Source organism: Weissella kandleri, from assembly GCF_001438705.1.
In the GTDB taxonomy this organism is placed as follows: domain Bacteria; phylum Bacillota; class Bacilli; order Lactobacillales; family Lactobacillaceae; genus Weissella; species Weissella kandleri.
This window is the reverse complement of the sequence record NZ_JQBP01000002.1, coordinates 1-21,014: the sequence shown is the minus strand read 5'-3', so window position 1 is coordinate 21,014 and position 21,014 is coordinate 1. Positions and strand designations below refer to the sequence as shown.

Below are 21,014 nucleotides of genomic sequence, written 5' to 3'. Positions count from 1 at the left end.
ATTGCCCAGTTTACCAACCGCCTACTCGCGATGCCAACGCACTCCTTGATTGGTATCTTCTAACACAATTCCCTGTTGCTTCAACATATCCCGAATCTTATCAGCTCGTTGATAATCTTTGTTGCTCCGCGCATTCTCACGTTCTTGGATTAGTTGATCAATTTCAAATGTTACTTCCGTTTCATCTTCTGCTAAATTTTCTACTCCAAAAACGCTCATTAATTCTGTTAATTTATCTAAAATCAACGTCACCGTTGGCTCACTAATTTCTGCTCGCGTGGAATACACGTTAGCTAACTCCACCAAATTAAAAACCTCAGCTAAACTATTTTGAACATTAAAGTCATCATCCATTGCGATCTCAAACGCTTGCAAAATTCGTTGGACTTGCGTCTGCATGTCAACATCAAGCTTTTGACTCATTTGAACGTCAGTCCGCCGGAAATTAAGATTACGATAAGCGTTTTTGATTTTAGTTAAGTTCCGCTCGGCTAATTTCAAATTATCCGTCGTATAAGCAATTGGGCGTCGATATTGCGTGGTGGCCATGAAGAAACGTAAGACCATAGGATCATGAAGCTCATTTAACAAATCATGGACCGTTGTGAAATTCCCCAACGACTTAGACATCTTAGTCTGTTCATCCCCGACCGTTACAAAACCATTATGTAACCACTCGTTGACAAACTTTTCACCTGTCCGTGCTTCTGCTTGTGCGATTTCATTTGTATGATGTGGGAAAGCTAAATCGATTCCACCACCATGAATGTCAAAATGGTTTCCTAAATATTTAATCGCCATGACTGAGCACTCAATATGCCAGCCCGGACGACCGTTCCCCCAAGGTGATGCCCACGCAATCGTGCCATCATCAGGGGCTGCTTTCCACACCGCAAAGTCCATGGGGTCTTCCTTACGTGCATTTTCTAATGGGTCCAAACGTCCAGCGGCATTATTTTCCATTTGCGCTAAATCTTGATGTGCTAACATTCCATAATTTTGGTCCAAATGCGCCCGGAAATACACATCACCTTCCACTTCATAAGCGGCCCCTTTATCAATTAGCGCTTGAACAAAATCAATAATTTCAGGGATATTTTCCGTGGCGCGTGGCCGGACCGTTGCTGGCAAAATATTCAAAGCTTTTGTATCTTCTTCAAAGGCGGCAATATATTTATCTGCCAATTCTGGCACCGTAATACCTTGTTCTGCCGCTGCCTTAATCATTTTATCATCAACATCTGTGAAGTTCGATACGTACCGCACTTCAAACCCTCGATACATTAAATAACGTCGAATCGTATCAAAAGCAATTGCCGAACGTGCATTTCCAATATGAATGTAATTGTAAACAGTTGGTCCACAGACATACATACTAATTTTACCAGCCTCAATGGGCTTAAGTGGTTCCTTTTGCAAGGTCATTGTATTAAAAACTTGTATCATGTCGTTTTCCTCTCTTTTCTGAGTTACGCCTGCCACCACTGGGAAAAGGCGTTCACAGCGCCATAACGCTTATGCTTTGTTCGTAAATACCATTTTTCAATCGTTTCCGCCGCGGTGGTGTCAACCGTTTGACCTTCCAAATAATCATCAATTTGATCATAGGTTACCCCTAAGGCAATTTCATCCGGCAAAGCTGGGCGATTTTCTTCTAAATCGGCTGTGGGCACCTTTAAATATAGATTTTTTGGAGCATCTAGCGCTTGTAAAATAGCACGTCCTTGCCGCTTATCCAAACGATACAATGGCATAATATCAGCCGCACCATCCCCAAATTTAGTATAAAAACCAGTCACTGCCTCAGCGGCATGATCAGTTCCAATCACGGCACCATTTAAAGCCCCGGCCACACCATATTGCGCAATCATGCGTTGACGAGCTTTGATATTTCCCTTATTGAAATCACTAATCGTTAAATCATTTTGCTTCAGTTCAGCTACTGCCGCTTCAGTCGCTGCTTCAATATTAACCCGAATGGTCCGATCAGCTGCTTGCCATTCAATCGCTTGCAGGGCATCAGCTTCGTCAGATTGCTCATTATATGGCAAACGGACCGCGACATATTGATAAGATACATCACCCGTTTCTTGTCTTAACTCATCCACCGCTACGGCAGCCATCTTACCCGCTAAGGTTGAGTCCTGACCACCTGAAACACCCAAGACATAAGTTTTCAAAGGGGTTGTTTGTAAATAATTTTTTAAAAGCTCAACTGACCTTCGAAATTCCTTCATTGGATCAATGTTACTTTTCACTCCTAATGCTTTGATAATCTCTGCTTGCAATTCACGCATGCCAGTGACCTCCCATCCTTAATTCTGTCGATCCAATTCATCGACATAACTTTGAACTTGCTGAATCAAATTCATTTTATTATCCCAAGCCTTTTGCGACAAATCGACAGGATATTCTTGCGGGTTCAAACCGCGTCGATATTCTGACCATAAATGGTCTAAACGACTTTCCGAATAGGCCTGAATTGTTTGTACATCAGGGCTTGTATAAATCACTTTTCCACCCACGACAACCTCTTCTAACAATGGTCGTGCATCAAAGTTTTTAATATGCTTACTTAAATAAGTATGTTCTGGATCAAACATGTGTAATTCCGTTTGCGCCTGCGGATTTTCATCCCACAAAGCAACGTAATCACCTTCTGACTTTTGATTGCTGTGTCGCGTAATCCGCCAAACTTGTTTTTTACCAGGCGTTGAAATTTTAACCGCACTGCTTGAAATTTTAATCGTATCTACCATTTTCCCGGCTTCATTTTCCACCGAAACTACTTTATACACTGCCCCTAAGGCTGGTTGATCAAAAGCTGTAATTAATTTCGTACCGACACCCCAGACATCAATTTTAGCACCCTGCATTTTCAGAGAACTAATTGTTTCTTCATCTAAATCATTTGAGGCGTAAATTTTAGCGTTGTAAAAGCCATCAGCATCCAGCATTTTTCGCACTTCTTTTGACAAATAAGCCATATCACCTGAATCGATCCGCACGCCTAAGAAGTTAATTTGATCGCCCATCTCTTGTGCCACCCGAATGGCACTCGGTACACCAGAGCGTAAAGTATCATAAGTATCTACCAAGAATACACAATCTTGATGCGTTTGCGCATAAGCCATGAAAGCATCATAATCATTACGATAAATTTGCACTAACGCATGGGCATGCGTTCCGCTAATTGGAATCCCAAAGCGCTTTCCAGCGCGGACATTGGAAGTTGCATTAAATCCGCCAATAAAGGCTGCCCGAGTTCCCCATAAAGCCGCATCCATTTCTTGCGCTCGCCGCGTTCCAAACTCTAAGAGGCCTTGGTCACCAACAACTGAACGAATTCTAGACGCTTTCGTCGCAATCAACGTTTGATAATTAATAATGTTTAACAATGGCGTTTCAATCAATTGCGCATCAAAAATTGAGCCTTCGACTTGTAAAATAGGTTCATTATTAAAAACTACTTCGCCTTCTCGGGGAGTTCGAATGGTTGCTGAAAAATGCCAATTTTCAAGATAATCTATAAAATCATCATCAAACATCGCCTCTGCTCGCATATAGGCCAAATCACTAGCTGAAAAATGTAAACCATCGACAAATTCTAAAATATGTTCAAGCCCCGCAAAAATCGCGTAACCGTTCTCAAACGGTATTTTCCGAAAGTATAATTCAAAAACCGCCTGACGTTCATGAATTCCTTTTTTAAAATACGTTTGCATCATACTAAGCTGATATGCATCTGTGTGTAAAATTAAACTATCATCCGGAAAATTTGCCGTCATAGTTACATCTCCCAATTTATGTCTCAAAACTTTAAGTAATATATAGATTTTATCACAAAAGCGCTATTTCTTATAATTACTTCCCAATTTTGAGCAAACTCAAGCGGCTTGCCCCTTCTGTTATAATTAAAGAAAATATTCTTTGTGTTTCACGTGAAACGCACCTACACTTTTTAAAGGAACTGGTTCATATGTTAAAAAACAACATTAAGATGAAAGAATCGTTGACCATCGGAGCGCTCTTGGCTTTAAATTCAGGATTTATTGATTCATATACCTTTACTTTTCATGATGGGCGCTTTGCTTCATTTCAAAGCGGAAATATGCTCCAATTAGGCGTAAATTTAGCGCATGGACATTGGAGCCACGCTTTAATCTTTCTATGGCCTGCCTTAGCCTTTCTTGGTGGAGCCATGTTAAATCAGTTCATCAAACGGATTCATTATGTGAATACCTGGCAATGGGAAGAATTCGCAGTATTAGCAGAAGCGCTGGGCATCTTTGTAACCGTCTTTTTGGAGCTCCTTCATGTTCCAACGCCCCTCACCCTCTCCCTATTAGCGATTTGCATGGCCATTCAAGCCGATACATTCACTAAATTACATGGGATGACTTATGCCACGACCATGTTTACTGGGAATTTAAAACGTCTCGGCTCAACGATTGCTAGTTATTTGATGAACCATGAGCCTAGTGAACTTGAACATTTGAAAAATTTAAGTCTCGTTATTTTTAGCTTTATTATCGGGGCGGTCATTGCTAGTTGGATTGGAGAAATGCTTCACGGCTGGACTTTGCTGTTACCAGTCTTAATTCTATTAATCATTAATCAAACGCTTAAACTCGATCGGATTAATGAAAAAAACATTTGACAGTTTTAAGATTAGCCCTTATGATGAGCCTATAGATTTTAAACAAGTTGATCAGTAAAGTAATACAAGGCTTTAGCCCAGAGAGATAACGGTTGGTGGAAGTTATCGTAAACACCCTGTGTGAAAATGAACTGTGATTGGCAATGGTGAGTAGCAAGTCTATCAGCCGTTGACGGATTGGTCTACGTTACAAGACACGCGAATCGGTCGGCATCATTTTGTTGGACCCGCTCGTTGTTGAGGCATTAGTGTGTAAACATTAGTGTGAAGTAGAATGGTACCACGGACACCCGTTTCTATCTGGCAAAGATATTTGTCAGTAGGAACGGGTGTTTTTTTCGCAATCTTAGGAGGTTTATTATGAAAAATATCATTAAAAATACATTTATCACATTCGCTACCGGTGTGCTGGCCTTAAGCGTCATTGCCTTGCCCGCCTCAGCCGCAAGTAAAACAGTTACTGTCGGCTTAGTTGGAACTTCGGATCAAGAATTATGGGGAAAAGTTGCCCATCAAGTTAAACGTGATGACAACATCACTGTTAAAACTAAAATTTTCACCGACTACAATACACCCAATCAAGCTTTGCTCGATGGTTCCCTTGATTTAAACGCTTTTCAACATGTTGACTTTTTCAATAATTGGAATCAAGCCCACCATAATCAGCTCAAAATTTTAGGTAAAACTTATTTAACTCCAATGCGCATTTATTCAAAAAAGGTGAAAAAAGTAACTGATTTAAAGCCCCGTGCCACGGTGGTTTTGCCCAATGATCCAACGAACGAAGGGCGAGCTTTGAAACTGTTGCAAACCACCGGCTTAATTAAGCTCAATCACCAAAATCAACCTACCGTTAAAGATGTTAAAGATAATAAATTGCGTCTGAAATTTAAAACGATTGCAGCGGAACAAATTCCTAGTGCGCTCCAATCTGTCGATGCGGCGGTCATTAATACTAACTATGCGCAAGAAGCTAAGCTCCCATTAAATCGTTCTATCTATGTTGAACCATTAAATCATGATGCCAAGCCATGGATTAATATTATTGCCGTCAACAAACAGCATAAGAACGATGCTGCTTATCAAAAGGTCTTAAAAGCCTATCAATCAAAGAACACCAAACAATATTTCAAACAGCACTGGGGTGACACCCAAGTTCCTGCCTGGGATATTAAATTAAAATAACTACATCAACGCGGAGGTCATTTATGTCAATCATTGAATTAAATCATATCAACGTTAATTTTAAAAACAGTCAAAAAGAAAGCATCCCCGCGATTAAAGACGTTAGCTTAAAAATTCCAACAGGCCAAATTTTTGGCATCATCGGTTATTCTGGTGCTGGAAAATCCACACTCGTACGCACAATTAATCTGTTGCAGCGGCCAACCAGTGGTTCCGTGCTATTTAATCAAACTGAATTAACCAATCTCAAACCCGCTGCTTTACGCCAAGCCCGCCAAAAAATAGGAATGATTTTTCAACATTTCAACCTCATGGATTCCATGACTGTGCGCGAAAACATACTTTTACCTCTGCAAGAAACAACGCTGACCCCTCCCCAAAAAGCAGCCAAGGTTGACGTTTTGTTAAATCAAGTCAATTTAACCGATTTAGCCGATCAATACCCGCGCCAACTATCAGGGGGGCAAAAACAACGTGTTGCCATTGCGCGCGCCTTAGTCAATGATCCTGACATCTTGATTTCAGATGAAGCGACTTCAGCGCTAGATCCTAAAACAACTTATCAAATTCTGCAATTATTAAAAGAACTCAATGCCAAGTATCATTTAACCATTGTTTTAATCACCCATGAATTGGAAGTTGTTACCGCTTTGGCCCAAAATGTTGCAATTATGGCCGCTGGTGAAATTATAGAAACTGGTCCAACCCAACAAATTTTTAACAACCCTCAAACGTCATTTACGCAAGAATTAATTCAATATTCAAAAATAAATCCAGCGTGGGAGGTCACCGATGTCTAACTGGCTACAAACTTATTTTTACAACGTCTTATCCCTAGGATGGTCCGGCGATTTGGGCTGGAGCCAAGCAATTTTTGAAACCCTCTACATGACTGGTGCATCAGCAATTTTAGGTGGTGCCTTAGGCCTACTTTTAGGGACCGGTCTGGTAATCACTCCTATAAATGGTTTAATCCCTCATCCATGACTGAATCACTTTCTCAGTTTAATTACTTCAATCGGACGGGCTCTACCATTTGTTATTATGGTCGTGATTGTTTCGCCACTAACGGCCAGTATTGTTAAAACCACTATTGGTCCGACAGCTGCCCTCATCCCCTTAGCCCTAAGCATTGCCCCTTTCTTCGCTCGCCAAGTGGAAGTGGTCTTCTTGAGCTTAGAGCCTGGTAAAGTAGAAGCCGCCCGCGCGTTTGGTGCGACAAACTGGCACATCATTAAAAATGTTTATTTTCATGAAAGTCGTTCAGAATTAGTCCGAGTGGCCACGGTCACATTAATTTCACTTGTCGGGCTAACCACCATGGCTGGCGTCGTTGGTGCTGGTGGGCTGGGTACGACCGCCATTGTTACGGGGTATCAACGTTTTGAACCAGATGTCATGTGGGTTGCTACCGGATTAATTCTCATTTTGATTTTATTCATTCAACTCAGCGGCAACTGGCTGGCCCGCCGATTATAAAACAAAACTAGCATGCTAGATCAATCCAATGGTCTAACATGCTAGTTTTTTATTAGATTAGGCAAAAATCAATTTATCGTGACTTAGGACCAGGCGTCGATGCAATCAAAGTCATCTTACCCTTAAACATCCATTCTTCAACTGTCGCTGGCATAATGAAGCTTGTTGCTAACTCCAGCGGATAAGCCACACCATTAACCACAACCTGCCCAGCACCTTCAATTACTGTATATTGAGTGTATGGTGCTTGTTTTATTAAAAAGGCTTCCCCATCTAATTCATCCTTATAGACATTAAAATATGGAGCTTCAACTAAGGTCGTTTCTTTCAACTCACCAACTTGAAGCACCTTTTGTTGCGGAGTTTCAGGCTTAAACGGCACTTGTGTTACATTCTTAGCATCCGTCAAATGTAATTCACGCAATTCCCTTGTTTTTGGATTGGGACGATCAAAATCATATACTCGATACGTTACATCCGAACTTTGTTGTGTTTCAAGTGCCAACACCCCAGCACCTAAAGCATGTAATGTTCCAGAAGGGACGTAGAAAAAATCACCCGGCGTAACCGGAATCTTCTTCAAAAGGTGCTCCCAATCACCAGCATCAACCATTTGATCGAATTCGGCTTTAGTTTGGGCTTGATGACCATAATAAATTTCAGCCCCTTCATTAGCTGCTAAAATGTACCATGACTCCGTTTTCCCCAATTCACCATTATTGTGTTCTGCTGCATATTCGTCCCCGGGATGCACTTGAACTGACAAATCTTTGTGGGCGTCTAAAAACTTCACTAATAAAGGATATGGACGTGAAACATCATGATTTTCAAACAACTCTGGATTATCATGCCATAATTGAGCTAACGTCTTACCGGCATAAGCTCCCGAATCAATAGGTGATACCCCATTTGGGTGTCCTGAAATGATCCAGGCCTCCCCAGTCGTGTCACTTGGAATATTCAACTCAAAATGGTCACGCAAAGCGGTCCCACCCCAGATTTTTTCATGCAAAACTGGAGTTAAAAAGATTGGTGCTATCATAAGTTATTCTCCTTTATCATCCGTAAGATGTTCCACATTCTCTGCCTCAATCCATCCATGTCCGCCAATTTCATACCATGTTTTACCAGACGGATCTTCCAACACTTGCGTCAACAAAACGGTCAAATTTTGGTTAAGTTCGTTCACCTTGCCACCATAGGGTTTGGAATAAACTGTCACCTGTTGATCATCTTGCTCTGCCGTCAACCGTCCCGCCTGTTCAATTTCGGTGGGAGTCCAATCATATTGACTAGAATCGGGCACCGGCACTTGACTAACTCGATATTGAGGCTCCGTCTTGGAAATTTCCTCGGCGTTAGGGGCCTTTTCAATACTCATCATTTTCCGATCATACAAAACCCAGCGCGAATCAATCAGCTGATGCCAAAAGACACCCTTGGTCGTCGCCAAACGCGTGACAATCGGCCACGTCGTTCCTGGCGTTAACAAATCATCTAATGGCGCTTGCGTGGTATCTGGATGCGCATAAGTGGGCGTTTCACTCAAAATTTTGACCTGATAATGTTCTAGTTGCTCAATCTGCGCAATCTCGCCCGCACGGTAAAAAATTTCAATCTTTTGCGTGTCTTCCGTAAAATGGCCCTTCAAAGAACCATTCACATGATCAACTACATACCCTTCAAATACTGGCGCTTGTAAATTATAATTTTTTCCCAAGTCACCTTCGATAATTTGAGGTAACCCCAATGAACGATTCGTTCCAACTTCTTTTGTATACAGCCAAATTGGCGTTCCTTTTAATGGTAATTCCATGTAGCCCACTCCTTGAATCTTTTTTCATTATTCGCCACGTAACAACCTATGCTTGTGGTTCATTTACCGCAATATCCGCAAACTGCCCATGCACAAATTGAGCCAACTCTTCTGCATCAATTTCAATCGAACGACCAATTTCCCCCGCCGATATTATGATTTGACCGGTCGCTTGCGCACTTGAATCAAAGTAAATCGGGAATTTCTTAGTTTGCCAAATTCCCACTGGATTATTGGCTCCATGGACGTAACCCGTTGTTTTTTGTAAATCTTTCGTTGGCAACATATCAACGCGTTTATTACCCGAGACAGCCGCTAATTGTTTTTCATTTAAGTGCATATCAATTGGCACAATCCCAATAACCGGACCCGTTTTATTCCCCATCAAGGCTAAGGTTTTGTACATATGATGGCGTTCAATGCCCATATTCTCTAATTCATCATTCATATGTTGCATTCCATGCTCAAAGACAATTGACTTGTAGACAATTTGCGCTTTATCTAAAATTTGTTCTACCAAAATTTTCTTAATACGTTTTTTCTTAGCCATAAAAGCGCCTCTCACTTCAAAATAATACAATTTCATTATACCCTAATCAGATTGTACCTCGCCACTTTCCACCAATATGATTTGCCGTCTTTTTAGGTTCATTTTAGTCTACTGCATTTAATGTATTTTAGTCGCTTAAAATACAAATATTAAGTGATTTATTTACTATTAAGATTATCAATGATAATGATCCTGAAATCGCCAACGATCTAAATATTTTAAAATAATCAACGTTTATTTTACAGTTATGAATTTAAAATTTCATAGCTGCGTCAACAAAGTATATCCTTCGTGAATACAAGGCTTCGCCATAATTTAATATAATGCATTTAAAAAGGGTTACCATTTCGGACAACCCTTTGCTTCTAAAGCCTACCTAATTAAGTTAATTTTTAATCCAACACCATACCAATTGCGTAGATTAAAAAAATAAACCCCGTCATACCCATGCTTAACAAGGTATAACGAGGTTTATTAAGTTTAATTAATTAAACAAGTGGTGACCACTTCCAGTCAGTGAATTCTTCGATATCACGACCTTCGTTACGAGTAACTTCGAAGTGCTTTGCCAAGATGTTATCCATCTCACCAAAGAATACATCAGCCTTAGCAGCGTCAACAACACCATTCTCTAACAATGCTGAAACAGCATCCTTAGCTTGGTGGAAACGATCCAATTCTGAGTAAACACGCATGTCGTAAGTAGTGGTGATATCACCATCTTCACGGTATCCGTGCACGTTCAATCCAAGGTGTCCACGCTCGTAGAAGAATGATTCAATCAAATCTTCATAACCGTGGAATCCAAAGACAACAGGAGTTCCTGACTCACCGAAGTATTCAGTGAATTCTTCGTCAGTCAATGAACGCTCAGCATTCATAGGTCCGTTCTTCTTTTGCAAACGCATCAATTCAACAACGTTAACATAACGCATTGCCACTTCTGGGAAGGCGTGGTTAACAATGTTCAAAGCTGCCAAAGTTTCGATTGTTGGCTCAACACCAGCAGATGCGAAGACGATATCAGCCTTACCTTGTGGTGCAGTAGAAGCCCAGTCAACAACCATCAAACCTTCGTTAGCAAGAGTTTCAGCTTCTTCAGCTGAGAACCATTGTTGACGAGGTTGCTTTGAAGCAACGATGTGGTTAACCTTGTGACGCTCACTGAAGGCACGGTCAAAGACGGCCAACAATGTATTACCATCGGCTGGCAAGTATTGACGGATAAAGTCAGACTTCTTTTCAGCCAAGTGAGTCAACATTCCAGGATCTTGGTGTGTGTAACCGTTGTGATCTTGTTGGAAAGCAGTTGAAGTTGAAATCAAGTTCAATGATGGGTAATCATTACGCCATGATTGTTCTGAGGCGTGACGCAACCACTTGAAGTGTTGAGTAATCATTGAATCTACAACACGCAAGAATGACTCGTATGATGCAAATACTCCGACACGTCCAGTCAAAGTGTAAGCTTCCAACCAACCTTCAGCTTGGTGCTCTGAAAGTTGTGAATCAATGATCCGTCCTTCAGGGGCTTGGTGTTGGTCGTAAGGTTCGTTGATTGGTTCCATCCATTGACGGTTGGTAATCTTGAACATATCCCATAGACGATTTGACATAGTCTCATCAGGTCCAAAGATACGGAATGTCGTAGGGTTCATCTTTGCTACTTCAGCAAAGTATCCTGACAATACATTCATGTCCATATTACGGTTAGCATCATCTAACTCAGTACCACGGTTTTCAGCAGTAATGTTATTAGCAAACTTCTTCCAATCTGGCAAATCCAAATTCTCAGGAGCTTCACCACGGCGACGTCCACCATTAGCGATTGGGTTAGCTGCCATCCGCTTATCACCCTTAGGAGCCATTTCAGCTACTTCAGCCTTCAATGATCCGTCAGCGTTAAATAATTCTTCAGGCTTATATGAGTTCAACCAGTCCTCAAATTGTGGCAAAGTAGCCATCTTCTTTTGAGCAAGAGGCAATGGAACTTGGTGAGCACGGAATGAACCTTCAATAGGCTCTCCGGCTTCGTTGTGTGTAGGTCCACCCCAACCCTTTGGCAAGCGAGCGATGATGACTGGCCATGGGGCAACAGTTCCATCTTCATACTTTCCGTTTTCGCGGGCATCCTTTTGAATAGCTTGAATATCTTCAATGGCTTGGTCCAAAACCTTAGCAGCCAATTCGTGATATGCAGCATAATCATGAATATCAGCATTTTCGATGAAACGAGGAGTGTATCCAAGTCCTTCAAAGAACTTAGTCAAGTCTTCATCTGACATCCGTGAGAACAAAGTAGGGTTAGAAATCTTGAATCCGTTCAAGTCCAAAATTGGCAAAACAGCTCCGTCATTCTTTGGGTTAATAAACTTAATTGAGTGCCAAGCAGTCATTGCAGGACCAGTCTCAGCTTCCCCGTCACCAACCACTGCGAAAGCGATTTGGTCAGGATTATCCAAGATAGCACCAGTTGCGTGTGAAAGTGAGTAACCAAGTTCTCCACCTTCGTGCAATGATCCAGGAGTTTGCGCAGTCATGTGAGATCCAATTCCACCAGGGAATGAGAACTTCTTAAATAACTTTGCCATTCCTTCAACATCTTGAGTAATCTCAGGATAGTTGTCAGTGTATGTTCCGTCCAAGTATGAGTTCGTAACCATAACTTGTCCACCGTGACCAGGGCCACCGACATAGAACATGTTTAAGTTATACTTGTTGATCAAACGATTTGCATGTGCATACAAGAAAGTTTGACCTGAGATAGTTCCCCAGTGTCCAATTGGCTTAACTTTAACGTCGTCAGCTTTAATTGGTGTATTAGTAACTGAGAACAATGGGTTGCTCTTCAAAAAGATCATACCAGCTGAAAGGTAATTAGTGGCACGCCACCAAGCATCAACCTTAGCAAGGTATTCCTTTGAATCAAAATCTACTGCCATTTTGATTAAATCTCCTTTTAATTAGGTGTGAAATTATAAATTCCAATAGGGCCAATCCCTAAGAACAACTTAATAATAACACCTCAATAACAAACTTTCAACGCCTTCTAACAAATTGGACCGTTCCAATTTTATTTTTCTAAATTTGCACTTGTCTGCCGAAGCTGTTATTATCTTCTAAATATCTTTTTAAGCTAATCCCGTGAGATTAGTAAAAGCGTGTATTAATGGATTGAGACATCTCTGCGCTTTTTAAGGTGCAGAGATTTTTTTGATACAGCTTTTTTAGCCATCGCACCCGCAAAAGGAGTCTTATCATGAATAAATCATTTCCCCCCGTCCATCCCATCCCCAAGGCAGCGCGGACTGCTAATCGTTGGGATATGTTTGCTACCTGGATTGGCGCCAATGCCAATAATGGCACATGGTATATTGGTGGTGCCATTGCTGCCGCTGGAATGTCTACAGCATCTACAACTCTAATTATAGTTGGCGTGCTGTCGTATATCTTACTCGCCCTCACCAGTATCATGGGATACAATACCGGCTTGCCCACCATGGTCCTCACCCGCGCCTCCTTTGGAATACGCGGATCAGCGTTACCTTCATTAATCAACATTATCCAATTTATCGGCTGGGCGGCTTCCAATACATTCATCGCGGCAATTTCTGTATCCACAATTTTCCAAACTATTTTTGGCTGGCCTAAATTAGGTCAACCGGGCGGACAATGGGGAATTATTCTCGGCATTGTAATTATGAGTATTTTACATTTACTTTCAATTTCACTAGGTGAAACATCCGTTCGGTTAATTGAAAGAATTGGAATTATTCTCGTCATTATCTTTGTCGCTTGGGAAAGCATTGTAATCTTCAAAACGATTTCACTTCACACCCTTTTCACTTGGCAACCACCTAAAAATATTAAAATTACCTCCGGCGCGACTGTCGATATCTTAGCCGCTTTTAATTTAGCCTGGGTTACGGCGGCGGCCGATTTTTCTCGCTTTAGTAAAACTAAGTCTGGTGCGACTACTTTATCATTTTGGGGCGCTAGTCTTGGTCTCTTCTGGTTTGCCTTCATTGGTCTATCGGCGACTATCGCTACTGCCGTCACTTTACAACACTTCGACCCCAATAACTCAGACCCTTCTACCATTGCCATAAAATTGGGTCTTGGCATTTTAGCTTTACTCGTTATTATTATTACCTCAACGACCGCCAACGCCATTAATTTAATGGCTGCTGGAACCGCATTAACTAACTTATATCATAAAATCAATCTCAAACCAGCTTTATGGATTGTTACTTTATTAGCTACCGTAGTTTCCTTTATTCCATTAATTGCGGCTAATTTCTTAACTACTTTTACTGCCTTTCTAGATTTCATTGGTATGATGCTTGGTCCTGAAATTGCCATTTTCTTAGTCGACTATTATCTAATTCAACAAAGTAATTATCAAATTGACGAGTTTTCTAAAACTAATGGCCGGTACTGGTATCAAAATGGAGCTAATTGGTACGCCTTTACCGCCTGGATTATTGGATTAATTTCTTATTGGGCACTCGGTTACGTCGTGTTCATCAAGGAGTCAATTGGTGTCACTTTCGTAGCTATGTTAATTTCCGCCGTCCTATACTATCTATTATCAATGAACCAAAAATTAAAATAATTTCCCCGCTATAATTAATAAGAACCCAAAAATTGGACAAGCGCCAACTTTTAGGTTCTTTTTTGACATCTTTTACTCGCCATCCAAAGAAACAAAAGAAGTATAATGCATATATTTATAATGAACGCGCATTGTCCCGTACTCATACGGCGTTCCATCATCCAAAAAATAAATTCCAGACATAATACCCACCGGTTCATTGGGCGCTAGATCAAGCATTTGCTGATCTTGACTCTTCGAAGGCTCAACTGTCACCGTCATTAATGATTTTGAAACCATTTTCTTTGTAGCTGATTCCGCATAATGGAACATTGAATATTTAAAATCATTTTCTGTAGCTTGCGGAATTAGCTTCACGGGAATCAAGGCATTTTCAATCATAAAATACTTCTTATCAATACTGCGTAAACGTTGCACAACCCACACTAATTCACCGGGTTCTAAGAATAGTGCCTGTCTTGTCTCTTCATCCGCTACTTGCTTTTCAGCGGATAATAAATGGATCGCCGGTGTTTCTCCATGGTGTCGAAAGGAATCTGAAACTCCTAAATTAGCACCAACCGAACGAAATAACGATTTATTTTTTAAATATAGCGGATTAACAAAAGTCCCCGAACCACGTTTTTTAAATATAATCCCTTGGTTGACCAACCCCGTTACCGCTCGCTTAATGGAACTACGTGATACTTCATATTCTATCGCCAATGAACGTTCATCTGATAATTTTAAATTTTTAAATTCACCAACATCAATGCGACGCTGTAGGTCTATCATAATTCGAACGTAAACTGCCTCACTCACAATGATAATCTCCCATTTGTTCTAATTTTTTCAGTCACTATATCTTAACACAAAATTGGTCGGACCAGATAAAAGTGGTCCGACCAATTAATCATAATTAAACTTCACGTTTCCGCAACAAGAGCGTCATAAAGGCGGCCGTCAAGACCAACATCGCTGCTGTCCAAAAGGCAACATGAATTCCTGAAAGTTGAGCCAAATGCGTTACCATCCCCGCCCGCTCTTTTTGCAAACTCACTAAGCTATAAATGGTAATCAACGTTGCTGTCCCAAACGAAGCTGAAATTTGTCGCACAGTTGTAAAGGAAGCTGAGGCGTCGGGCATTAATGCTAATGGAACAGCATTAAACGCTTCCGTTTGAATTGGCATTGAAACCAAAACTAGTCCCAATTGACGAATAAATTGGCCTAACACAGGCACCCAAATTGGCGTGTGCATCGATAAAGTCGCCAAAATCATTGTCCCAAAGAAGGTAATAGTTAAGCCAATTGGTGCCAAAACTCGAGCTCCGTACTGATCATATAATTTACCAGAAGTAGGTGATAATAATGCCGTGACAATTGCGCCAGGCATCAAGACCATTCCTGAAATCATTGGTGAAAAGCCACGCACACTTTGCAAATAAAGCGGCAACATCAAAGCACCGCCATATAAAGCTGTCATCAAAACCACGTTGATTAGCACTGAGACCCAAAAATTATGATAACCAAAAACTTTCAAATTTAACAAAGGCACTTTCGTATGCGTTTGTTGGAAAATGAAGGAACTAGTAATCAACAACCCAATTAAAATGAAGCCCCAAACATTCGGATTACTCCAATCTCCATTCCCAACATTTGAAAAACCATACAAAAGAGTTCCCAAACCAATTGAAGATAAAACAACACCTAAAAAGTCAAACTTCAAGAATTGTTGATCACCAATATTTTCCAAATTAAAAATAGCAAAAATCAAATCAACAATCATAAATGGAGCAATCCCCAAGAACAGCCAGCGCCATGAAGTATACGAAACAATGGTTCCAGATAAAGTGGGACCAATTGTCGGTGCAAAATTCAACGCTAACCCAATCATCCCCATCGCTGCTCCACGTCGATCACTGGCAAATAGATTCATCACAACCACGTTCATCAAGGGACCAAAGACTCCGCCCCCAATGGCTTGAACCATTCGTCCTAAAATCAATACACCATAATTAGGCGCAAAGCCAGCCACTAAGGTTCCCAGTGAAAAAATAGCCATTGCGGATAAGTATAGATCACGCGTTTTAAACCTTTGAATCAAAAAAGCCGTTAAGGGGACCATGACCCCATTTACTAACATATATCCGTTGGTCATCCACTGACCTAAAGAAGTATTTATATTAAATTCATGCATAATACTTGGCAAAGCAGTATTCATTAAGGTTTGGTTCAAAAAGCTTAAGAATACGCCGGCCATTAAAATATATAATGTTCCCCGTTCGCGTCTGGTTATTCCTTGCATAAAATTTACCCCTTTTTTTAACTTGGTTCTTATTTCGTATAGCACTCCTCTGCTAATTGGTTTATTTCTTCATCATTAATTTAACCACAGCACGTAAAACTGCGCTAGCGCTGGCTAAGCCGGCACATAACCAAGTCATCTTTTGGCCTAAATTTTCCCAAACTGTACCCACAGAAACATGCATCCCCCAGTATAAAATTAACGTTACTAAAAATAATGCAATTAAGTATACCGTCAAGCCAGCACGCATTCCCGCCCAGTCCGATGAACTTAAATCAATCCCAAATAACAAAGTAATAACCAAATATATCCAGCCTAATAAAGCTGGCCAGCTTAAAATTATCCATTGACCATTTAATAAAGCCGGCCACAGCCACAATGTCACCCCATATATTGATCCTAAAACTCCCAAAATTGGAGCTAAACCAATAAAAAAATTTCCTATTTGTTGGTAGAAGCTTTTCGGATTCCATGTATGTTGAACATAACCTAACGTTCCATTTATGTCAGCCGCTTGCAACAATGATATTTTTTCAATATGATGGCCAAAAATCAACGCCACCAAAGCGTGTGAAAGTTCATGAACAATAATTCCTAACCAACCAATCACCATTTTATGGCCGATCATACCCGATACACTTTTCATATTCTTAGATATTAACCAACTAGTTACTAAAGGCAATACCAATCCTAATAATATCAACATCCCTAATAAACTCAAAAACGGGAAATCTTGACCCATCGTTTTCAACATAAGTATCCTAGTCAACCTCCTGTGGCAACCGAATATAACCGTCGACATGCTTTAAAGCATTACTAAACAGTTCTTTGATGGAATAATCTGCATTGTCATGTCCGTTAAGCTCAATTTCAGTCTCACTTAAAGGCCTATAATCCAGATACTGTAAGCGTTCATCACGTGCTTCCATAATTAATAAAATCGCCGGTGACGCCATAATAAGCATCATTTCCAAATCGAGCATCAAGCGATGCCCAATCCCCCGACCCCGCTTGTCTGCAGTGACTACCCAGTTCAATACCCGACCATAGATCCATACTTTATCGCCTTTTGTACTAATTAAGCTCCCAAAGTCAACAAAAATTTGACCAACAATTTCATTATTCAAAATCGCAACTAATTCAGTGTTCACTACTTGTCCAAAGCGATGCCGGCGCCGACTCTGTACTTGTCGAACATGTTGGCGCCCTTCCATCGCAGAATCAAATCCATCTAGAATCATTGCATCAATCCCAACATAATCTTCTGGTCGAGCCACTCGAACCAACAGATTTGGTACAAAGTCATTAGATCCAGCTGTCCCGGTCGCTAAACGATCTAACGTATACCCGTACTTTTGCAGAAATTCAACTTTTAATAAATCTTGTTTTTGAAACATTGTTGGACGTTTTTGAGCAATAGATAAGGTTCTAAACATTTTAAGGATACTGACTGCATTGAGTACGTCATAATCGGGATTATGGTGATGAACATAATATTCTGGATCTACGGTATCGCCCATTAAAGTTTCAACTTCTGGCTCTGTTACCAATACAACTTCAATTTGACCATCATAATATGTAATATCATCGCTATCTTCCTTCCGTTTAAAACCGGCTGTCAACATTGCATTATATATATTTAATTGGGTTTTTTCATTGAAAGCAGATTCGGGCAGGGTGATTGGATACAGTTCACTCCCAAAGTTCAAACCGGTCAAACTTTCTAGTGCTGCCGTCCCCGTTAAAATTGGAACGAAGCCACAATGATTGATTGACGCAACAGCTTTTTCAAATCGTCGTAAGTCTTGATTACTCATTTACTTCCTCGTTCTTCATCCAAATTGTTTAAAAAATTCTTAATTACTAATTTTACCACTTTAAGAACCACATGCTATTAAACCGTTCACAATCAAAAAGAGGCTATTCTTCCATGCCTCTTTTGACCCAATTTAAAATATAAATACCGGTTGTTGATCATAGAATGTATAAATTAACGAAGTATCTTGAGTCCCTCGAATGGAATCAGGGGCCAAATTATAAGCCGGCAGTTCAACAATCCAAACGGGCTGTCCTTCATTCGTCGTATTCTTCAACAAAATTTGATAATCTCCTGCTGATAGTGCTTCTGTATTTACCAAAAAGCTACCATTTTCTTTGTCTAATTTAACCAAGCGCTGATGTTCTTGATTCTTTAAATTAATCAACTCACCTTCAACTTGCGAATCACTAGGTATTTGCACCGTTAAATTAGTAATTTTAGCCTTCACTGGCATCTTCTGCTTCAATGTCGTATGTGCTGGCATCTCTTTTACCGGCGCACCATATTGTTCTGATAATTGACTCCGTTGCGCCACTGTTACAACCTTTTTTTGCTCGAAGCCTTGCGTCCCTATACTTAAGCCCATCAAACCTAGTCCCGCCAAAACACAGAGAGTGATTAATCGTCCATTTAATTTTCCGCTGGAACGAAGCTTTGACTGCCATTCTAAGGTAGGCGCTTCACTAATCCATAATAACATTATTAATACCGGTATTAATATCAGACCATAACGGGCCTCTGTTTCCCAGATTAATCCGTGAAAGGCACTATAACCCAAAATAACTAAGGCTGCCAACATACTTTGCCGTATGCGCACTTGATTACCATCCCAAACATTTTTAAAACTACTAATAACGCGTCCCAAGACTACTAGGTATAATGTCAACCACAACGTTTGTTGCAAGATGGCTTCTCCATGTTGAATCACTGCTTGATGTTCTTGGTACCATTTTGGTGCATTAGTGTGTCCGCCGACATAAGCCTGCGGTAATTTAGCACTACTTAACAAAGTACCGATTTTACCCACAACATGAACCAGATAACTAAAAGGAGTATATGTTTTTAAACGGGCAGGGATTGCCGACTTAAAATATTCATTTCGTGCCTCTTTATCAGTTAATTTCAAGGCTGAGTGCACATCGGAACTAGCATACGATCCATTGTGTTTTTGATTTAAGCCCATATAAATCCAAGATGTTGGCGGCAATTCGTACCGTTCATTGGCTTGATAATCTTGACTATTCAAAATCACTTGTTTACTGGGAATCGATAAACCAAAGCCAATAACTACCAGTATCAAGGGCATTAGCACAATCTGTTTAAAATGTGCTCGTTGCGTCCAAAAAATCCAACCTGCATATAGAATCATTGCAATCAAAAAAACGATTAAATTTGGTTTAATAATTTGCCCAATCATCACCAAAAAGGGTAGTATGGCGCCTGCTATCCGGCGACTATTCATACTAAAAATTGGCCACTGCAAGACGATAAACATAATCCAAGCTAAGCAAAGGATTACTGGTGTATCTGAATAAAATACTTGAATAAAATAAGAATACGATAATGGCAAGACAGCCAAAAAGGTCACTAAAAAAATCTGATGGCTCATACGCGAAGACCATTTCTTTGCCATCATTAATAATGAGACTATTAGTCCGTCATAGCTAACTAATGATAAGCCATGCAAAACTCCCGTCGTAGTTAGGCCAACCACTTGTCCTAGTTTAATAAACCAAGATAGGACAATCGCTAAAGTCGCATTATTTGGATAACGCCAAAAATAAGTGGTCAATCCCCACGATCCTGAGTGTCGCGTTAAATATTCAGCTTGGATATAGACTCGAAATGGATCATGGTACACCGTCATTGGTAAATGTTTTAAGACTAATAACTGCCCCATCAACATCAACAATAATAAGCTGAGGACATAAATATTAACTTGACGTCTACTCCAACCATCGATCCGTGTTTTTAAAGAGTAGCCCAACCAAATTAAAAAAAAGCTACCAAAAATTGTAAACACCGAAAAAGGATTAATGATATTACTAACAACCCCAATCATTAAAATAATTGCTAATAATCCAAATATAAATTTCTGAACTCGATTAACCATTAAATTCTTCTTTCTCCTTCATCACTCCATAACAGGCGGTTTTAATGTACATTTAGTTTACCATACATTAAAAAGCGTCCAAAAAGGAGTTCCCTTTTCAGACCGCTATTTTTAAAATGACTAACACTTATACCTACCTGTTCTTAATACTGCTCTTGAATTTTTTAATCCCAAATCTTTTTATCAAATACCCATTCAAATACCATCCGATTATCAAACTAATTACACTTACCCCAAAAATCTTTAAATTGTCATCGCTACTAATTGCCGCTGTCTGGGGTAAATTATTGTCTTTATCTTGCAAAAAAGGCACTTGGATTTTTTGCGATTTATTATCCCACGACCCTGTTGGTTCAGTTATATTAGCCACATATGGTAGCTCTGGACGCTTTAACTTAGACACCGTTGACTCCGTCTCAATTCGCTTCTTGAACTCACTTGGCTCACTTGGCTCACTTGGCTCACTTGGCTCACTTGGCTCACTTGGCTC

At 40.3% G+C, this 21,014-nt stretch carries 16 protein-coding genes and 2 pseudogenes; 5 read left to right on the top strand and 13 right to left on the bottom strand.

The window, feature by feature from the left end; all coding sequences use genetic code 11:
• Positions 1-21: 21 nt before the first annotated feature.
• From cysS to IV73_RS01690, 3 genes are read right to left on the bottom strand one after another with little or no spacing between them, the layout of a single operon-like run.
• Positions 22-1,446 carry a cysteine--tRNA ligase gene (gene cysS / locus IV73_RS01700; protein WP_057753972.1) on the bottom strand — a complete coding sequence of 475 codons (1,425 nt, stop codon included), beginning with the start codon at positions 1,444-1,446 and terminating at the stop codon, positions 22-24.
• 23 nt (positions 1,447-1,469) lie between these two features.
• Positions 1,470-2,297, bottom strand: a complete 828-nt coding sequence (gene nadE, locus IV73_RS01695) for an ammonia-dependent NAD(+) synthetase (protein ID WP_057753969.1) — start codon at positions 2,295-2,297, stop codon at positions 1,470-1,472.
• Between the two features lie 18 nt (positions 2,298-2,315).
• Positions 2,316-3,788 (bottom strand): nicotinate phosphoribosyltransferase, encoded by a 1,473-nt coding sequence (locus tag IV73_RS01690; protein ID WP_057753966.1) that lies wholly within the window; start codon positions 3,786-3,788, stop codon positions 2,316-2,318.
• A gap of 191 nt (positions 3,789-3,979) precedes the next feature.
• On the opposite strand from IV73_RS01690, the gene IV73_RS01685 reads away from it, so the two are divergent.
• From IV73_RS01685 to IV73_RS01670, 4 genes and pseudogenes are all read left to right on the top strand, one after another.
• Positions 3,980-4,660: a YoaK family protein gene (locus IV73_RS01685; protein WP_057753963.1), complete on the top strand. Its 681-nt coding sequence runs from the start codon at positions 3,980-3,982 to the stop codon at positions 4,658-4,660.
• A gap of 360 nt (positions 4,661-5,020) precedes the next feature.
• Positions 5,021-5,845: a MetQ/NlpA family ABC transporter substrate-binding protein gene (locus IV73_RS01680; RefSeq protein WP_057753960.1), complete on the top strand. Its 825-nt coding sequence runs from the start codon at positions 5,021-5,023 to the stop codon at positions 5,843-5,845.
• Between the two features lie 23 nt (positions 5,846-5,868).
• Entirely contained in the window at positions 5,869-6,645 is a 777-nt protein-coding gene (locus IV73_RS01675) for a methionine ABC transporter ATP-binding protein (protein ID WP_057753957.1), read from the top strand.
• Positions 6,638-7,324: pseudogene (locus IV73_RS01670) on the top strand (methionine ABC transporter permease). The gene IV73_RS01675 and the pseudogene IV73_RS01670 overlap by 8 nt, the downstream one beginning before the upstream one ends.
• Positions 7,325-7,397: 73 nt before the next feature.
• Here the strand turns inward: IV73_RS01670 and manA are convergent.
• The 4 genes from manA to IV73_RS01650 form a co-directional block, all read right to left on the bottom strand.
• Positions 7,398-8,366 carry a mannose-6-phosphate isomerase, class I gene (gene manA, locus IV73_RS01665; protein ID WP_083485527.1) on the bottom strand — a complete coding sequence of 323 codons (969 nt, stop codon included), beginning with the start codon at positions 8,364-8,366 and terminating at the stop codon, positions 7,398-7,400.
• 3 nt (positions 8,367-8,369) lie between these two features.
• The gene (locus IV73_RS01660) at positions 8,370-9,140 is read right to left on the bottom strand and encodes a MucBP domain-containing protein (protein ID WP_057753955.1); all 771 of its coding nucleotides are present in this window, start codon (positions 9,138-9,140) and stop codon (positions 8,370-8,372) included.
• A 46-nt stretch (positions 9,141-9,186) separates the two neighbouring features.
• Positions 9,187-9,690, bottom strand: a complete 504-nt coding sequence (locus IV73_RS01655; RefSeq protein WP_057753952.1) for an aminoacyl-tRNA deacylase — start codon at positions 9,688-9,690, stop codon at positions 9,187-9,189.
• A 488-nt stretch (positions 9,691-10,178) separates the two neighbouring features.
• Positions 10,179-12,632, bottom strand: a complete 2,454-nt coding sequence (locus IV73_RS01650) for a phosphoketolase family protein (RefSeq protein WP_057753949.1) — start codon at positions 12,630-12,632, stop codon at positions 10,179-10,181.
• A 317-nt stretch (positions 12,633-12,949) separates the two neighbouring features.
• On the opposite strand from IV73_RS01650, the gene IV73_RS01645 reads away from it, so the two are divergent.
• Positions 12,950-14,305, top strand: a complete 1,356-nt coding sequence (locus IV73_RS01645; protein ID WP_057753946.1) for a cytosine permease — start codon at positions 12,950-12,952, stop codon at positions 14,303-14,305.
• 72 nt (positions 14,306-14,377) lie between these two features.
• On the opposite strand, the gene IV73_RS01640 is transcribed toward IV73_RS01645, so the two are convergent.
• From IV73_RS01640 to IV73_RS06650, 6 genes and pseudogenes are all read right to left on the bottom strand, one after another.
• A complete protein-coding gene (locus IV73_RS01640) occupies positions 14,378-15,106 on the bottom strand; it encodes a GntR family transcriptional regulator (protein ID WP_057753943.1) in 729 nt (242 codons plus the stop codon).
• Between the two features lie 97 nt (positions 15,107-15,203).
• Entirely contained in the window at positions 15,204-16,592 is a 1,389-nt protein-coding gene (locus tag IV73_RS01635; protein WP_057753940.1) for an MDR family MFS transporter, read from the bottom strand.
• Between the two features lie 61 nt (positions 16,593-16,653).
• On the bottom strand, positions 16,654-17,361 hold the full coding sequence (locus tag IV73_RS01630) for a hypothetical protein (RefSeq protein WP_157049526.1): 708 nt from the start codon (positions 17,359-17,361) through the stop codon (positions 16,654-16,656).
• The gene (locus IV73_RS01625) at positions 17,354-18,409 is read right to left on the bottom strand and encodes a hypothetical protein (RefSeq protein WP_057753935.1); all 1,056 of its coding nucleotides are present in this window, start codon (positions 18,407-18,409) and stop codon (positions 17,354-17,356) included. The genes IV73_RS01630 and IV73_RS01625 overlap by 8 nt, the downstream gene beginning before the upstream one ends.
• Before the next feature lie 132 nt (positions 18,410-18,541).
• Complete coding sequence (locus IV73_RS01620) at positions 18,542-20,524, bottom strand: hypothetical protein (RefSeq protein WP_057753932.1); 1,983 nt, start codon at positions 20,522-20,524, stop codon at positions 18,542-18,544.
• A 133-nt stretch (positions 20,525-20,657) separates the two neighbouring features.
• Positions 20,658-21,014 (bottom strand): annotated as a pseudogene (locus IV73_RS06650) (hypothetical protein); the annotation flags it as partial.

What these genes read in the sequence shown, in the direction of transcription:
- IV73_RS01685 (WP_057753963.1), top strand. Translation starts at nt 3,980, where the DNA reads ATGTTAAAAAACAACATTAAGATGAAAGAATCGTTGACCATCGGAGCG.
- nadE (WP_057753969.1), bottom strand. Translation starts at nt 2,297, where the DNA reads ATGCGTGAATTGCAAGCAGAGATTATCAAAGCATTAGGAGTGAAAAGT.
- IV73_RS01680 (WP_057753960.1), top strand. Translation starts at nt 5,021, where the DNA reads ATGAAAAATATCATTAAAAATACATTTATCACATTCGCTACCGGTGTG.
- IV73_RS01635 (WP_057753940.1), bottom strand. Translation starts at nt 16,592, where the DNA reads ATGCAAGGAATAACCAGACGCGAACGGGGAACATTATATATTTTAATG.
- IV73_RS01645 (WP_057753946.1), top strand. Translation starts at nt 12,950, where the DNA reads ATGAATAAATCATTTCCCCCCGTCCATCCCATCCCCAAGGCAGCGCGG.
- IV73_RS01655 (WP_057753952.1), bottom strand. Translation starts at nt 9,690, where the DNA reads ATGGCTAAGAAAAAACGTATTAAGAAAATTTTGGTAGAACAAATTTTA.
- IV73_RS01675 (WP_057753957.1), top strand. Translation starts at nt 5,869, where the DNA reads ATGTCAATCATTGAATTAAATCATATCAACGTTAATTTTAAAAACAGT.
- cysS (WP_057753972.1), bottom strand. Translation starts at nt 1,446, where the DNA reads ATGATACAAGTTTTTAATACAATGACCTTGCAAAAGGAACCACTTAAG.
- IV73_RS01690 (WP_057753966.1), bottom strand. Translation starts at nt 3,788, where the DNA reads ATGACGGCAAATTTTCCGGATGATAGTTTAATTTTACACACAGATGCA.
- IV73_RS01620 (WP_057753932.1), bottom strand. Translation starts at nt 20,524, where the DNA reads ATGGTTAATCGAGTTCAGAAATTTATATTTGGATTATTAGCAATTATT.
- IV73_RS01625 (WP_057753935.1), bottom strand. Translation starts at nt 18,409, where the DNA reads ATGAGTAATCAAGACTTACGACGATTTGAAAAAGCTGTTGCGTCAATC.
- manA (WP_083485527.1), bottom strand. Translation starts at nt 8,366, where the DNA reads ATGATAGCACCAATCTTTTTAACTCCAGTTTTGCATGAAAAAATCTGG.
- IV73_RS01660 (WP_057753955.1), bottom strand. Translation starts at nt 9,140, where the DNA reads ATGGAATTACCATTAAAAGGAACGCCAATTTGGCTGTATACAAAAGAA.
- IV73_RS01650 (WP_057753949.1), bottom strand. Translation starts at nt 12,632, where the DNA reads ATGGCAGTAGATTTTGATTCAAAGGAATACCTTGCTAAGGTTGATGCT.